At 72.7% G+C, this 15,053-nt stretch carries 15 protein-coding genes; 8 read left to right on the forward strand and 7 right to left on the reverse strand.

Features of this window, described 5'->3' with window-relative positions; translation table 11 throughout:
• Positions 1–57 precede the first annotated feature (57 nt).
• A complete protein-coding gene (locus tag K6U06_RS13280) occupies positions 58–501 on the forward strand; it encodes a winged helix-turn-helix transcriptional regulator (protein WP_262322425.1) in 444 nt (147 codons plus the stop codon).
• Between the two features lie 349 nt (positions 502–850).
• On the opposite strand, the gene K6U06_RS13285 is transcribed toward K6U06_RS13280, so the two are convergent.
• Genes K6U06_RS13285 through K6U06_RS13300 form a run of 4 tightly spaced genes read right to left on the reverse strand, consistent with a single transcriptional unit; the run spans position 851 to position 5,118 of the window.
• Positions 851–1,711, reverse strand: a complete 861-nt coding sequence (locus K6U06_RS13285) for a phytoene/squalene synthase family protein (RefSeq protein WP_262322426.1) — start codon at positions 1,709–1,711, stop codon at positions 851–853.
• Positions 1,712–1,724: 13 nt separating this feature from the next.
• Positions 1,725–3,236, reverse strand: a complete 1,512-nt coding sequence (locus K6U06_RS13290; RefSeq protein WP_262322427.1) for a phytoene desaturase family protein — start codon at positions 3,234–3,236, stop codon at positions 1,725–1,727.
• Positions 3,236–4,312 (reverse strand): polyprenyl synthetase family protein, encoded by a 1,077-nt coding sequence (locus tag K6U06_RS13295; RefSeq protein WP_262322428.1) that lies wholly within the window; start codon positions 4,310–4,312, stop codon positions 3,236–3,238. The genes K6U06_RS13290 and K6U06_RS13295 overlap by 1 nt, the downstream gene beginning before the upstream one ends.
• A 59-nt stretch (positions 4,313–4,371) precedes the next feature.
• The gene (locus K6U06_RS13300) at positions 4,372–5,118 is read right to left on the reverse strand and encodes a phosphatase PAP2 family protein (RefSeq protein ID WP_262322429.1); all 747 of its coding nucleotides are present in this window, start codon (positions 5,116–5,118) and stop codon (positions 4,372–4,374) included.
• 195 nt (positions 5,119–5,313) lie between these two features.
• Between K6U06_RS13300 and K6U06_RS13305 the strand changes: the two genes are divergently transcribed.
• Positions 5,314–6,150 (forward strand): L,D-transpeptidase, encoded by an 837-nt coding sequence (locus K6U06_RS13305; RefSeq protein WP_262322430.1) that lies wholly within the window; start codon positions 5,314–5,316, stop codon positions 6,148–6,150.
• A gap of 36 nt (positions 6,151–6,186) precedes the next feature.
• Here the strand turns inward: K6U06_RS13305 and K6U06_RS13310 are convergent, their stop codons facing one another.
• Positions 6,187–6,564 (reverse strand): thioesterase family protein, encoded by a 378-nt coding sequence (locus K6U06_RS13310; RefSeq protein WP_262322431.1) that lies wholly within the window; start codon positions 6,562–6,564, stop codon positions 6,187–6,189.
• A 37-nt stretch (positions 6,565–6,601) separates the two neighbouring features.
• On the opposite strand from K6U06_RS13310, the gene K6U06_RS13315 reads away from it, so the two are divergent.
• From K6U06_RS13315 to K6U06_RS13340, 6 genes are all read left to right on the forward strand, one after another.
• Positions 6,602–8,029, forward strand: a complete 1,428-nt coding sequence (locus K6U06_RS13315; RefSeq protein WP_262322432.1) for a TldD/PmbA family protein — start codon at positions 6,602–6,604, stop codon at positions 8,027–8,029.
• Positions 8,026–9,375, forward strand: a complete 1,350-nt coding sequence (locus tag K6U06_RS13320; RefSeq protein ID WP_262322433.1) for a TldD/PmbA family protein — start codon at positions 8,026–8,028, stop codon at positions 9,373–9,375. Before K6U06_RS13315 ends, K6U06_RS13320 begins: the two co-directional genes overlap by 4 nt.
• Before the next feature lie 6 nt (positions 9,376–9,381).
• The gene (locus tag K6U06_RS13325) at positions 9,382–9,864 is read left to right on the forward strand and encodes an NUDIX hydrolase (protein WP_262322434.1); all 483 of its coding nucleotides are present in this window, start codon (positions 9,382–9,384) and stop codon (positions 9,862–9,864) included.
• 88 nt (positions 9,865–9,952) lie between these two features.
• The gene (locus tag K6U06_RS13330; protein WP_262322435.1) at positions 9,953–11,071 is read left to right on the forward strand and encodes an NDMA-dependent alcohol dehydrogenase; all 1,119 of its coding nucleotides are present in this window, start codon (positions 9,953–9,955) and stop codon (positions 11,069–11,071) included.
• 23 nt (positions 11,072–11,094) lie between these two features.
• Positions 11,095–12,225, forward strand: coding sequence for an AAA family ATPase (locus K6U06_RS13335; RefSeq protein WP_262322436.1), 1,131 nt, complete (start codon positions 11,095–11,097; stop codon positions 12,223–12,225).
• The gene (locus tag K6U06_RS13340) at positions 12,222–13,160 is read left to right on the forward strand and encodes a vWA domain-containing protein (protein ID WP_262322437.1); all 939 of its coding nucleotides are present in this window, start codon (positions 12,222–12,224) and stop codon (positions 13,158–13,160) included. The genes K6U06_RS13335 and K6U06_RS13340 overlap by 4 nt, the downstream gene beginning before the upstream one ends.
• Positions 13,161–13,211: 51 nt before the next feature.
• Here K6U06_RS13340 and K6U06_RS13345 read toward each other — a convergent pair whose 3' ends face one another.
• Positions 13,212–14,222 (reverse strand): sucrase ferredoxin, encoded by a 1,011-nt coding sequence (locus K6U06_RS13345; RefSeq protein WP_262322438.1) that lies wholly within the window; start codon positions 14,220–14,222, stop codon positions 13,212–13,214.
• A complete protein-coding gene (locus tag K6U06_RS13350; RefSeq protein WP_262322439.1) occupies positions 14,219–15,025 on the reverse strand; it encodes an S-methyl-5'-thioadenosine phosphorylase in 807 nt (268 codons plus the stop codon). Before K6U06_RS13350 ends, K6U06_RS13345 begins: the two co-directional genes overlap by 4 nt.
• Positions 15,026–15,053: the final 28 nt, after the last annotated feature.

Below are 15,053 nucleotides of genomic sequence, written 5' to 3' on the forward strand. Positions count from 1 at the left end.
TTACCGGCCGAGCGAGTTGAGCGTCCAGATTTCCGACTCAAGCGGTAGAGTCTTGGGGTGGTCGTGTCCCAGGCCGAGCCCCGCACCTGTTCCATCGCCCGCACCCTCGAGGTGGTCGGCGAGAAGTGGGCGCTGCTCGCAGTGCGGGAGGTGTTCCTCGGCAACCGGCGCTTCGACGAGATGGTCCGCCGGACCGGGGCCCCCCGCGACACCTTGGCCGCCCGTCTGCGCACGCTGGTCGAGCGGGGCATCTTCGAGCGCCGGCTGTACTCCGAGCATCCGGCCCGCTACGAGTACCGCCTGACCGACGCCGGCCGCGAGCTGTACCCGGTGATCCTGAGCCTGATGCGCTGGGGCGACCGCCACTTGGCCGGCGAGGAGGGTCCGCCCCTCCTGCTCGAGCACTCCTGCGGCCACACCCTGGTCGCTGAGGTGGTGTGCGAGGCGTGCCGCGAGCCGGTCTCCGCTCGCGACGTCCGCCCGGTGCTCCCAGTCGGGTAGCCGCCGGCGATCCGCCGGCGGGGGGTTCGGACTGCTAGGCGGTGCGGAGCTGGTGGCGGTGGGGGCTGCTAGGCGGTGCGGAGCTGGTGGGTGCGGCCCCTTTTCACAAGAGCACATGTCCCGAACCCGCGCCAGAGCGCGGGTTTGCGGCATGTGCTCTTGTGAAATCGGCGGCTAGCCGGACTAGGCCTTCCGCAACGGAGCGGACCCAGCCGCCGCCCCGGACCAGGCCTCCCGCAACGGAGCGGTCCGAGCCGCCGCTCCGGAGCAGGCCGGCGCCGGACCTGCCGCCTGCCCGGCGGTCCGGCCCGCCGGACCCGCCCCTGCCCCGCCTACGTCGCCCCGACGCTCAGCTGGCGGTCGCCGGCCGGATCATGCGTCCGGCGGTGGCCAGCTTGCGCCAGGTCGGGACCCTCACCCGACCTGACCACACGTCGTAGCCGGCGGCCTCGATCTGCTCGAGGATCCCCCCGTAGAGGTCCCGGGCGCCGGCGATGCAGCGTGCCGACGCCGGCGGCAGGAGCCGGATGCCCCGGTCCGCCGACGCGTAGAAGCCCCGGGTCCGCTCGATCTCGAAGCGCATCAGCTCCGCCCACTCGGGGGTCATCTCGCGACGTTCGAGCGCGGTCCATGCGTCGAAGCGGTCGAGGTCCTCCACGGGTAGGTAGACCCGGCCCCGGTCCAGGTCCTCGGCGACGTCACGGCAGAAGTTGGTCAGTTGGAACGCGATGCCGAGGTCCCGGGCCGGCTCGAGTGCCGCTCGGGGGGAGGCCTCGAGGATCGGCAGCATCATCTCTCCGATCACTGCGGCGGAGCCGTCCATGTAGCCGAGCAGGTCGGCGAAGGTGGGGTAGCGCTCGACGGTGAGGTCCATGGCCATCGAGCGGAGGAACCGCCTGAAGCACTCCGGGTCGATCCCGAAGGCCCGCACGGTGTGGACGACGGCTTTGAGCACCGGGTCGTCGGACCAGCCGGCGGCCAGGTCGGTGAAGAACCGGTCGCCGAACTCAAAGAGCGCGGCCTCGCGAGCGGGCGTCGGCACCGGGCCTAGGTCGTCGACGATGTCGTCGGCGTAGCGGCAGAAGCCGTAGAGGGCGTGGACGTGGTGGCGTTTGGTCGACGGCAGCAGATAAGTCGCCCAGTAGTAGGTCGTCCCGGAGCGACGGTTGAGCTCCCGGCACCGCCGGTAGCTGTCCTCGAGGGTGATCATCGACTGGCGCCGGTCACCGCAGGTGCTGGTCGACTCGCTCGGCAGCCAACCGGCCCGACACCAGCACCATCGGAACGCTCACCCCGGGCAACGTGCCCGAGCCGACCAGCACCAGGCCGGGTACCCGGCGGTCGACGTTGTTCGGCCGGAACGGACCGGACTGCAAGAAGCGGTGGGAAAGGGCGAAGGGGGTGCCGCGCTCCATCCCCTGACGCTCCCAGTCCTCCGGGTCGATGAAGCGCTCGGTCACCACCTCGTCAACCGGGTACCCGAGCCCGCCGAGGCGGGCCACCAGCGTGTCGCGGAAATGATCCCGCTGGCGCCCCCAGTCGATGCGGCCGTCGAGGTTCGGGGTGGGCTCGAGGGCGTAGATGACGTGCCCGCCGGCCGGGGCCAGGCTCGGGTCCGACACCGTCGGCACGCACACGAGGATGGCCGGGTCCGGCTGTCGGGTGCCGCGGCGCAACAAGGCGTCGAAGCTGCCTTTCCAGTCGCCGCCGAAATGGATGTTGTGGTGGGCTGCGCCGGGCGGCAGCTCGCCTTTGACGCCGGCCAGCCACAGCGTGCAGCTCGGGGAGTACTCGCCCCGGCGAGCCACGCGGGGCATCGGCGTCTCCGGCAGCAGGTGCCGGTACACGTACGGCAGGTCGGGGTTGGCCACTACCACGTCGGCGTCGAGGCGCTCCCCGCCGGCCAGGCGGACTCCGGTCACCGGTCCGGTAGTGCCGGTTCGGCGCAGGATTCGCTCGACGGGAGCGCCGTAGCGCAGCACCCCGCCGCCTTTTTCCACCGCGGCGGCCAGGCCTCGGGCCACCGCGTGGATCCCCCCGTCGGGGAACCACACCCCCTCTACGGTGTCCATGTAGGTGATGATGCAGTAGATGGCCAACGCCTCGAACGGCGAAAGGCCGGCGTAGAGGGCCTGGAAGCTGAACAGCTTTTGCAGTCGCTGGTCCTCGAAGTAGGAGTTGACCACCGACGCCACCCGGCGGAACGCTCCGGCCCGCAGCAGGCCGAGGGCCGGGCCGAGCGGGCGGCCCAGGTCGAGGGGCGAGTCGAAGTTGCGGTCGATGAAGTTCGGCTGCTCCAGCTCGTAGAGCCGCTCCAGCCACGCGCAGAACCTCCCGAACGCCGCCGCGTCGCGGTCGCCGCACTGCGCCCGGATCTCCTCGGTCATCGCGGCCTGGCCCTGGCGAACCCGCAGGTCTCCACCTTCGGCGAAGGAGGCCCGGTACATCGGGTCCAGGGGCCGGAGGGTGATGTGGTCGGCCATGTCCGACCCGGCCGCGGCGAAGGTCCCGGCGAGCAGTCCCGGCATGGTCAACACGCTCGGGCCGGTGTCGATCCGGTAACCCTCGGACTCCCACAGCCCGGCCCGGCCGCCGGGGACGTCCTCGCGTTCGACGACGGTCACGTCGTATCCCCGCCCGACGAGGTGACAAGCCGCCGAGAGGCCCCCGAGGCCGGCGCCGACGACGACGACCCTGCGGGCGCTGCCAGCGTGTCGGCTGCCGGCGGCCGCCATCAGTGATCCCGTCCGGCGATGAAGTGGGCCAGTTGCACCAGCGCGCTGACCGCCCGCTCGTCGAGCGGCAACGCGTCGGCCGCGGCGAGGGCCTGATCGACGAGGGAGTCGATGACCCCGAGCACCTGGCGGCGGGCTCCGGTCTGCTCGATGACTTCCTGAAGCCGGCAGACCTCGCTCTCGTCGAGGTCGGGGCGGCCGAAGCGGTGCTCGAAGAGCTCTGCGCCGGCTCCGGTCGCCGCGGCCCGGGCCAGGGCGTAGAGCAAGGTGGGTTTGCCGTCGCGCAGGTCCTCGCCGACCGGCTTGCCGGTAACGGCCGGGTCGCCGAACACTCCGAGGATGTCGTCGCGCAGCTGGAACGCCTCCCCGAGCGGGACCCCGTAGGCGGTGAGGGCCCGACCGCTCTGGCTGGTGGGCTCGACGCCTACCAGCGCCGCGCCCAGGTGCAGGGGCCGCTCGACGGTGTACTTGCCGGACTTGTACTGGCAGATCCGCCGGGCCAGCTCGGGGTTGGCGCTGGAGCGGGCGGTGCCGGCCAGGTCCAGGTACTGGCCGACGTTGACCTCGAGGCGGAGGTCGTTCCACACGTCGAGCGCCATCCGGGGGGCGCCGGTGAGCAGCCGGTCGGCGTAGACGAAGGCCAAGTCGCCGACCAGGATGGCGACCGCGGTGCCGAAGCGATCGGCTTCGCCTCGCCACCCGCCGTCGCGGTGGCGGCGGGCGTAATCCACGTGGAGCGTCTCGACCCCGTGGCGCAGCGGGGAGTCGTCCATCACGTCGTCGTGGATCAGGGCGAAGGTGTGGAGCAGCTCGAGCGCGGCGCCGGCGGCCACCACCCGATCGTCGGCCGGGTCGCCGCCGGCGCCGACGAAGGCCCAGTAGCAGAACGCGGGGCGCAACCGCTTGCCGCCGGAGAGGACCAGCGAGCGGAGGGAGGACAGCGGCGCGTCGAGGGACGGGTCGAGGCAACCCCATCGGGCCGCGTCATCTCCGAGGACCTGACCGATCCGGTCGTTGACCCGGCCGGCGATCTCGACAAGGGCCGGCGGTGCGGAGACGGGTGGCGAGGAACTCATGGCTCATGCGAGCGTAAGGCAGCCTCGGCGCTACAACTACTGGCGGCGGCTCGCCACCCTCAGGAGCCGCCCAACGGGGGGCCGGCCAGCCGATCCTCCAGCCGGGTGCCGCGCAGCGCCCGCAGCTGACGGCGGTGGTCGGTCCAGCGGGTGAACATCCAAGCCAGGGCGAAGCCGAGGGCCAGGGTCAGCACCCCTCCGGCGGCGTCAGCGAAGTAGTGGTTGGCGGTGATGATGATGCAAAACACCGTGGCCGCCGGGTACGCGAGCAGCGCGATCCTGGCCCACCGGGGCCGGACACAGGCGCCGAGAGCCAAGGCGCACCAGAGGGACCACCCGGTGTGGAGGCTGGGCATGGCCGCGAACTGGTTGGACACCTGGTCCACTGCGCCGCTGGAGAAGTCCCACAGCCCGCCGATGGTCCGCAGGGTGTCGTCGAAGTGGTAGGAGGCGGGCAGCAGCCGGGGCGGGAGAAGCGGGAAGAAATAGAATCCGACGAGGGCCAGGCCGGTCGTGGCGGCCAGGGTGTTGCGCCACAGCCGGTAGATCTCCGGACGGCGCAGGAACAAGTAGACCAGCACCCCGATGGCGGCCAGGAAGTGCACGGTGCCGTAGAAGCCGTCCCAGAACCGCATTAAATCTCGGTCGTGGAGGAACAGCTGCTGCACCGAAGCCTCATGGAAGACGTTGAGGTGGCGTTCGAGGGAGATGATCCGGTGGGCGTTGGTGAGGGCCCGCTCCACTGACACCGGCTTGTCGCCGTTGATGTCGCGCACCAGCGTGTACAGCCCGTAGAACACCGCCACGATCACCACCTCGACCCACCACCGGGAACGAGCCGGCCCCGTGGACCCGCCGGCCGTGTCCTCGGTGAGGTCGGCCTCTCCCGAGCGGGGCGGTGCCCCGGGATCGGAGGGCGGCAGCGGGCAAACGGCGATCCATACACGATACCGACTGCTGCCCGTCGTCTCGTGTTCTCCTCGGCGTGAGACACTTGCAAGGTGCGCAGTCGGCGTCGCCTTCTCGGCGTGGTGGTGACCGCCGTCGTGGCCGCGGGCGCGGTGTCGGCGGGGGTGGCTGGCTGGGCGCCCTGGTCCCACGGTCTGCCCGCTGAGGGCGGCACCGGGAGGGAGGTGGCGTCGGTGCCGGCGCTGCGCTCCGCGAGGGCGCGGCCGTCGTCGACGGCTCAGGTCACCTCGCCGACCACCGTCGCCGCGCCGGCAGCGCCTCAGGTGCCGGCGTCGGCGTCGTGGATCGCCACGTTGCATTCGGCGCTTCCGTACTCGGCGACGCCCGGGGGACCGCCGACCGGGACCCTGGCGGCGACCAATCCCTTCGGTGCCCCCAACGTGGTCGCCCTCGTCGGGGCTCCGGGTGCCGGCGGGTGGTCTCAAGTCGAGCTACCCGTCCGTCCCGACGGGTCCACCGCCTGGCTCCAGACCGCTGCGGTCACCCTCACCTGGACCACCTACCGGGTGGCGGTGTCGCTGCCGGCGCGCACCATCACCGTCACCGATGGCCCTGCGACGGTCCTCACCGCGCCGGTCGCGGTCGGCGCGCCGGCCACGCCCACGCCGACGGGCGCCACGTATCTGTGGGAGCTGATCGCCCCGGACAACTCCCACGGCGCGTACGGGCCGTACATCTTCGGGCTGGGGATGTTCTCCCAGGCCATCGCCGTGTTCAACGGCGGCGACGCGCAGATCGGGGTCCACGGCAACGACGAGCCGTGGTCGGTCGGACGCCCGGTCAGCCACGGCTGCGTGCGGCTCGACAACACGGTGATCACCCGCCTCGCCGGCATGCTCCCGCTCGGCACCCCAGTCACGATCAGCTAGACCCCGAAAAGCCGGCGCGGCGTGCGCCGCGGGGCGTCAGCGGGCTTTGCCGACGAAGTGGTCCCGGTCTACCACGACCCTGGTGACCCGGCCGGCGGCCACCAGACCGCAAGCGTCTGACACCGACACGTTGAAGATCAGCCGCCGTCCTTCGGTGCGCTCGAGGGTCGCGGTGGCCCGGACCGTCGAGCCGACCGCGACCGGCGCGAGGTGGGACAGCTCCACCCGGCTGCCGACCGACGTGCGCCCGTCGCGCAGGTGGTTGGCCAGCGCTCTCATCGTGGCTTCCTCGCACAGCGCGACGACCCGCGGCGTGCCGAGCACCGCCACATCACCTGCTCCCATGGCCTGGGCGGTGTCCTCGGCCGTCACGACCAGCTCCACCACGGCCTGAACCCCGACGTTGACGGACACGTATGCAACGGTAGGCGGGTACCCTCCGCCTGATCCAATGTGCGCTCCGCCGGGTCAGAGCGAAGGGAAAGCGGTGATCGAGGAAGCGGTGATCGAACGGGTGCTGGCGAGGGCTCTGCGCAGCGGAGGCGACTTCGCCGAGGTGTTCGCCGAGGACCGCAGGTCGTCGGCTGCCCGGCTCGATGACGGCCGGGTCGAGGACATGGTGTCGGGCCGGGACCGGGGGGCCGGGATCCGGGTCGTGGTCGGCGAGACGACCGGGTTCGCGCACACCAGCGACCTGAGCGAGCGGGGTCTCACCGAAGCCGCCGAGGCCGCCGGGGCGGCGGCTCGCAGCGCCGCCGGCGGCGTCCACGAGATTTCCTTGCGGCGCGTCGATGCGCCGGCACCCAACGGGGTCGACGTGCTGCCCGAATCGGTGGGCAAAGCGACCAAGGTCGGGCTGCTGGCCCGCGCCGACGAGGCGGCCCGGCAGGCGGGAAGCGCGGTGCGCCAGGTCAGCGCGGTCTACGGCGACAGCCGCCGGCGGATCCTCGTGGCCAACAGCGACGGGGTGCTGGCCTCCGACGATCAGGTCAAGACCCGGTTCGCGATCTCGGTGGTGGCGTCGGGTGACACCGGCATGCAGACCGGCCGGGAGTCGATCGGCCACACCGTCGGCTTCGAGCTGTTCGACCGCTACCGCGTCGAGGACCTCGCTGCGGAGGCCGCGGGCCGGGCCCTGGCCAAGCTTCGGGCCAGGCCGGCGCCGTCGGGCAGCGTGCCGATCGTCATCAAGCGGGGAAGCGGCGGGATCTTGTTCCACGAGGCGTGCGGCCACGGTCTCGAAGCCGACCACATCGCCAAGGACGTCTCGGTGTTCGCCGGCAAGGTCGGCGAGCAGGTGGCCAGCCCTCTCGTCACGCTCATCGACGACGGGACGATGGGCCCGGAGTGGGGCGCCTACGCCATCGACGACGAGGGTCACCCCGCGGCCCGCAACGTGCTGATCGACAAGGGCGTGCTCACCGACTACATGTGGGACTGGCTGAGGGCCCGCAAGGACGGCCGGGCCGGTACCGGTAACGGGCGGCGGGAGACCTACCAGCACCTGCCGATGGTCCGCATGACCAACACCTACCTGGCCAACGGAACCGAAGACCCCGACGAGATCATCCGCCAGACCCCGCACGGGGTCTACGTCGCGCAGCTCGGCGGGGGGCAGGTCAACACCGCGACGGGGGACTTCGTGTTCGGGATGACCGAGGCGTACCTGATCGAGAACGGCGAGCTGACCGAGCCGCTCCGAGACGCCAACCTCATCGGCAACGGCCCCCAGGCCCTGCTGGACATCGACGCGGTCGGCGACGACTTCGCGATGGGAGGGCCGGGCACGTGCGGCAAGCAGGGCCAAGGGGTTCCGGTCGGCACCGGCCAGCCCACCCTCCGGGTCAAGGCGATGACCGTCGGCGGCACCGCCCGATGAGCGCCGGTGAGCTGTCGGAGCTGGCCGAGCGCGTCGCTGGCTGGGCCCGCGACGGCGAGCAGGTGGAGGCCTTCGTAGCCCGCGGCCGCGACACCGAGATCCAGGTCTACAGCGGCGAGGTCGAGTCGCTGTCCTCCGCGGAGTCCGCCGGCATCGGGATCCGGGTGGTCGCCGGCGGCCGGCAGGGCTTCGCCTACGCCGGGTCGCTGGCTGCCGACGTAGTCGAGGAGACCCTCGCCGAGGCCCGCGACAACGCCGGGTTTGCGTCCCCCGACGAGTGGGTCGGCTTGGCGGTGCCCGACGGCGTCGTCGCCGCCGACCTCGATCTGTGGCGCGACGACCTCGCCGCGTTCGCGACCGCCGACAAGGTTTCGCTGGCCCTCGACCTCGAGAAGGCGGTCCGGGCCGGCGACCCCCGCATCCGCCAGGTGGAATCCGCCGAGTGGGGGGACGGCGCTTACGAGTCGGCGATCGCGACCAGCACCGGCATCCGCGCCGCGTGGCGGCGGACGGTCTGTTACGTGTCCGCCCAGGCGGTGGCCGGCGAGGGCAGCGAGACCCAGACCGCCTCGGGTTACTCCGTCGGGCGGGGCCCGGGCGACATCGACCTGGCCAAGGCGGCGAGCGACGCGGTGGAGCGATCCACTCGCCTGCTCGGCGCGACCAAACCCCGCTCCGGTCACCTCACCGTCGTGTTCGAGCCCCGGATCACCGCCACCCTGCTCGCTTTGATCGCCGGGACGCTCGACGGAGAGGCGGTCCTCAAGGGCCGGTCGCTGTTCGGTGACCGTCTGGGCCAGGCGGTGGCGGCGCCGTCGCTGACCCTCGTCGATGACCCGACCGACCCCGATGCCTACGGCGCCACCGCCTACGACGCCGAGGGCCTGGCCACCCGGCGCAACGCCCTCATCGAGGGCGGCGTGCTGGAGAAGTTCTTGTACAACACCTACTCGGCCCGCCGGGCGGGCACGGTCTCGACCGCCTCCGCGGTCCGGGCCGGTTTCAAGAGCGGTCCCGGCACCGGGGCCCGGGCCCTGTCGGTGCTGCCCGGCGCGACCGGACCCGACGAGATCCTGGCGTCGGTCGGCGACGGGCTGCTGGTGCAGTCGGTGTCGGGCCTGCACTCGGGTGTCAACCCGGTCAGCGGCGACTTCTCTGTCGGCGCCGAAGGGATGCTCATCGAGGGCGGCGCCATCGGGCGCCCGGTCCGGGAGCTGACCATCGCGTCGACCCTGCAGCGGATGCTGCAGGACATCGTCGCCATCGGCAACGACATCGAGCGGCTCCCGTCGTCCGCGACGGGCGTCACGTTGGCCATCGCCGATGTGTCGATGAGCGGGGCGTAGGCCGCCATGTTCCTCAAACGGCGGGTGGCGCGCGTGGTGCTGCTCGATCCCGACGACCAGGTCCTGCTCATCCGCTCGTCGGACCCGATCGACCCGAGGATCCCAGGATGGTGGGAGCTGCCAGGGGGCGGCATCCACCCCGGGGAGCCCACCGAGCAGGCGGCGCTGCGGGAGCTGCACGAGGAGACCGGGCTGGCCGCGGAAACCATCTCCGGGCCGGTGTGGCTGCAGCATGTCAGCTTCGAGTTCGCCGGCATGCGCTTCGACCAGCACGAGACGGTGCACGTGGCCCGCGGGCAGGGCGGCGAGTACCGCCCGGCGGGCTTGGAGGCGATCGAGGCCGCCGCGATGGAAGGGGCTCGGTGGTGGCCGCCTCACGCCCTCGGCGGGCTGGACCGAATCATCCCGCCGTGGCTGGCGGAGCAGCTGCCGGCGGTGCTGGCCGCCGGCTTTCCGGCCGAGCCGATCGACCTCGGGCACGTCGACTGACGCCCCGCTGGCGGCCCGGAACTCCGGGCGCGCGGCCATCTAATGTGACGTCGAAGGCAAGCAGCATCGAACGATGGGGGAGGAAGACATGCGTACACGTGGTGCGGTGGTCACCAAGGCGCCGGGGACCTACGAGGTCATCGAGATGGAGCTCGACGACCCGAGGCAGGGCGAGATCAGGGTCAAGATGGTCGCGTCCGGCCTGTGCCACTCCGATGATCACCTGGCCACCGGTGACATCCCGGTAGGCGTTTACCCCTTCGCCGGCGGGCACGAGGGGGCCGGGATCGTGGACAAGGTCGGGCCCAACACGCCCGGCTTCGAGGAGGGCGACCACGTCGTCTTCTCGTTCCTGCCCGGCTGCGGGCGGTGCCGGTGGTGCGCGGCGGGGATGCAAAACCTCTGCGACCTGGGGGCCGGTCTCCTGCTCGGCTCTCGCTTCGAGGATCCCGAGAGCTACCGGCTGACCACCCTCGACGGCCAGAACGTCGGGCAGATGTGCGGCATCTCCACCTTCTGCGAGTACACCGTCGTGTCTCTCAACTCGGCGGTGAAGGTCGACAAGGACCTGCCGCTCGACCGGGTCTGCCTGCTCGGTTGCGGGGTCGGGACCGGGTGGGGATCGGCGGTCAACAGCGCCGCGGTCCGCCCCGGTGACACCGTCATCGTCATGGGCATCGGCGGGATCGGCATCAACGCCGTGCAGGGCGCGGCGCATGCCGGCGCCAGCAACGTGATCGCCGTCGACCCGGTGCAGTTCAAGCGGGAGAAGGCCATGGAGCTGGGCGCCACCCACACTTTCGCTGACATCGCCGAAGCCGACGAGTTCGCCAAGAGCGTCACCAACGGGCAGGGCGCCGACAGCGTGATCGTCACCATCGGCGTCGTCAAAGGCGAGCACGTCGGGCAGGCGTTCGCCGCGACGCGCAAGGCCGGCACCGTGGTCGTGACCGGCCTCGGTGACATCACCGAGGTCGGGATACCGGTGTCGATCGGCGAGCTGACGCTGTTCCAAAAGCGGATCCAGGGCTCGCTCTTCGGCGAGTCGAGTCCCAGCTCCGACATCCTCAAGCAGGCTCAGATGTACCGGGACGGGAAACTCAAGCTCGACGAGCTGGTCACCACCACCTACACCCTCGACGAGGTGGCCAAGGGCTACGAGGACATGCACGCCGGCAAGAACATCCGCGGGATGATCATCTTCTGACCGATCACCCCGCGACCGGGCCCGTGGCTGCTGGAGCCCTGCCCGTGGTGGGCATGGCCGACGCGGCCCGGGCCGCGATGGTCGGCCGCCAGCGCGACATCGAGGTGGTGGCCGCGGCGCTGGCGGCCGGGCGCAGCGTGCTGCTCGAGGGGCCGCCGGGTACGGGCAAGACGACCCTGCTGCGGGCGTTGGCGTCGGGGGCAGGCGTGCCGCTCGTGCTGGTCGAGGGCAACGCGGAGCTCAGTCCGTCGCGCCTCGTCGGCCACCACGACCCGTCCCGGGTCCTCTCCGAGGGCTACGGGCCGGACAACTTCGTGCCCGGCCCGCTGCTCGAGGCCATGACCGCCGGCGGCCTGCTCTACGTCGAGGAGCTCAACCGGGTGCCGGAGGAGACCCTCAACGTCTTGCTCGGGGTGCTCTCGGAGCGGCGGGTGCACGTGCCGCGCGTCGGGGAGGTGGAGGCGGCCCCGACGTTCCGGATGGTCGCCGCCATGAACCCCTACGACGCGGTCGGGACGGGACGGATCAGCCCCGCGCTCTACGACCGGTCGTGCCGGGTCGCGGTCGGTTACCAGAGCCGCCAGGAGGAGGAGGCGGTCGTGGCCCGCCGCTCCGGGGGCGCCCCTGCGCTGGTCGCTCGGGCGGTGCGGGCGGTCAGGGCCACCCGGGAGCACCCCGACCTGCGCATCGGCTCGTCGGTGCGCGGCGCCATCGACCTGGTCGCCGTCGCCGGTGAGCTTCACGCCCTCCGCCGGGCGACCGCGACCACCTTCGACGCCGCGACCGGCCACGCGGCCGCCGCGACCGGCCACGCAGCCGCCGCGACCGGCCACGCAGCCGCCGCGGCCGCAGCCGGCGAGGACAGCGGCCTCGACGCCGCCCTGGCCGCGCTGAGCGGCCGGGTGACGGTCCGGGAAGGCTCGTCGCGCAGCGCCGAGGAGATCGTCACCGAGATCTGGGAGCGCTCCGCCCCCGACCCCGAAGACGTCACAGGCGACGACGCGACCGGCGACAACGACGCCGAAGGCGACCAGGCCGGAGGAGCGGAGGGGCAGCAACCAGGCGAAGACCCGGGAAAAGCCCCCGGTCCGGGCCGCCCGCCGGCTCGGACCACACCCGCCGGCGCCCGGGAGGCGGCGACCCCGGCGAGGTGAGCGAGCCGGCCGACGTCGACGCGCTCCTCGCTGAGCAGTCGGCCCGCACGACGTCGCGCCGGGAGATGGCCCGGGCCCACCCGAGGCTCGAGCAGGTCTCGCCTGACGTAGGGGTGCTCGACGAGGACGGGCTTGCCGAACTGCTCGACGAGGACCCCGACGAGGCCGCGACGATGCTGGCCGACATGGCCAGAGCGACGGACCCGGTCCTGCGGGCCGCGGCCCGGGCCGCCGCCGCCCGCCTGCTGATCCCCGCCGCCCGCCACGGCCGCGACGACCACCGGGGCGGCTCGCGGCGGATGAGCCGGGACCGTCGGAACGGGATGGACTTGGACCTCGACGCGACCGTCGAGCGCCTGGCCGCCACCGCCCGACCCGACGCCGACGACCTGCGGTGGCAAGCGTGGACCCGACCCGACCGGGCCTACGTGCTGCTCGTCGACGCCTCCGGTTCGGTGACCGGCCGGCCCCTGGCCACCGCGGTGGTCACCGCGGCGGCCGTCGCCGCCCGGTTGGGCCCCGAAGATCAGCTGGCGGTCGTGGCGTTTTGGTCTCGGCCGGTGGTGCTGCGCCCGATGACCGCTCGCGAGCCGGCGTCCGACGTCCTCGACCGCCTCTTCGACCTGCGAGGCGGTGACACCACCAACTTGGCCGCGGGACTGCGTGCTGCGCTGCGCCAGGCCGGCACGGCCCGCGCCGCCCGCCGCGAGATCCTGGTGCTGACCGACGGGCGGGCCAACGAGGGCGACGATCCGCTCCCCGTGGCCGGGTCGGCCGGGGGGATCGGCGCCCGGGTCCACGTGCTGGAGCTGTCCGCCGACGGCGACGCCCGCGCCGCGTGCAGCCGTCTGGCCGACGCTGGATGCGGTCGTCGGGCGCCCCTGGCCCGGCCCGCTGACGCGCCGGGGGCGGTGGCTGCGGTCCTCGCTGGCTGACCGGCCGGCCCTTTTCTTCCTACGAGTAGGAGAAAAAGGGAGGGTCCGGCGTCACGCCCGGCGCACGAGGCCGGTGACGAGCTGCTCGGTCGCGGTCTTGGCGCCGGGGCTCGGCAACGCACCGCAGTCGGGTACGGGCAGCACCCTTCCGGCGTTGACGGTGGCCTCCCACCGCATGGCGTCGCCGTCGGGGTCCACGACCAGGGCCACCCGGCCGTCCCCGAGGTCCTCGCCGGTGCGGGGGGTGTCGAGCAGCGACCAGCCGAGCTCTGCCAGGACGGCGCGTTCGACGGCCTGGACGGCGGGGGAGGGCAGTCCCGCACAGCCACGGTAGAGCGGGAGCAGCGCTTCGATCGGCTCTTCGCGCCGCAGGATCGCCCGGGCGCTGCCGGCGTCCACGAAACCCCACGCGGTGCCTTCGGGCAGCACCAGCATGGTCGGGGCGTACCGGTGGCCGCCGGTGTGGGAGGTCCGCCACAGGCTGATGTCGCCGGGCAGATCGGCGCCCGACAGGGCCTGCCACAGCTCGGTGCCCCACGACCCGCAGCAGCGGTCGCGCCGCCCGTGGGTGCAAACCAACACGTCGCGCCATACCGGGGCGGCCGGGGCGGCGTCATGGCCGGGACCGGCGAGGAGGGTGGCGGCGGCGTCGGCGAGGCGAAACCCGACGGTCTCGGGGTCGCCGGCGCGGGCCCCGTCGGGGTCCAGCTGGGGCGCTACCGACGCGTCGAGCTCGCGGCGGGCGTAGCCGGAGAACGGGCCCTCGTCCCGGCGGTAGAGCACCACCCGCCGGCGGTCGGGGCGCTCCGGGACCAGGCCCTGCAGGCGGATGTTCTCGCCGAGGCGGCGGGCGTGGTCGCCGAGCAGTGCCCGCACCGGCGCCAGCGCGGCGATGTCGCCCATGTCGGGGGGCCACGGCCGCGGCCACTCGACTAGGAGGTACCCGTCGTAGGTGCCGGCGGTGCCCCCCGGGTCGGCGCCCGCGGCGCGCATCTGCGCTGCGCAGCGCAGGTCGATCTGCTCGTCGGTTCCGGGGGTCGCTCCGGCGGCGGGGAGGCTCATCGGCGTGCCAGCAGCGGGCTGCCGCCGGTCTGGCAGCCGCAGCCGGGCTCGGCGGGCACCCGGGGGATGGCCCGGGCCAGGAGGTTCCGGGTGCGGGCCACGTTGTCGGCGAGGACCGCCATCACCCGCTCCATCGTCACCGGGTCGCCGACGGTGCCCTCGGCGCCTTCCGCGCCGCTGTCGTGGTCGGTCACCAGCGCCAAACCGGCGTAGCAGAGGCCCAGCTCGCGGGCCAGGTAGGCCTCCGGGTACTGGGTCATGTTGACCACGTCCCAGCCCGCAGCCCGGAACCACCGGGACTCGGCTCGGGTCGAGAACCTGGGCCCTTGGATGACCACCACCGTCCCCGACGGCCGCACCCGGTCGTCGCCGGCGGCGGCCAGGATGGCGCCCGACAGCTCAGGGCAGTACGGATCGGCGAAACCGACGTGTCCGACCTGGGGGCCGTCGAGGAACGTGTCAGGCCGGCCCCAGGTCCGGTCGACCAGCTGGTCGAGGATCACGAAGTCACCGGGGACCAGGTCGGGGCGCAGGGAGCCGACCGCGCACGGGCCGATCACCCGGCGCACCCCGAGCTCCCGCAGGGCCCACAGGTTGGCCCGGGCGTTGATCCGGTCGGGCGGCAGGTGGTGCCCCGGACCGTGGCGGGGCAGGAACGCCACCGCTCGGCCTTCGACCTGGCCGACGGTGATCGGTCCGGAAACCTCCCCGTAGGGGGTCGGCGGCGTGACCTGGACCGGGTCGTCGAACAGCGAGTAAAAGCCCGACCCGCCGATGACGGCGATCTCCGCGGCGGCGGTCACGACGCGGCGAAGCGAACAGGCCGGCGGG

This window comes from Acidiferrimicrobium sp. IK (genome assembly GCF_025499425.1).
GTDB lineage: Bacteria > Actinomycetota > Acidimicrobiia > Acidimicrobiales > Palsa-688 > Acidiferrimicrobium.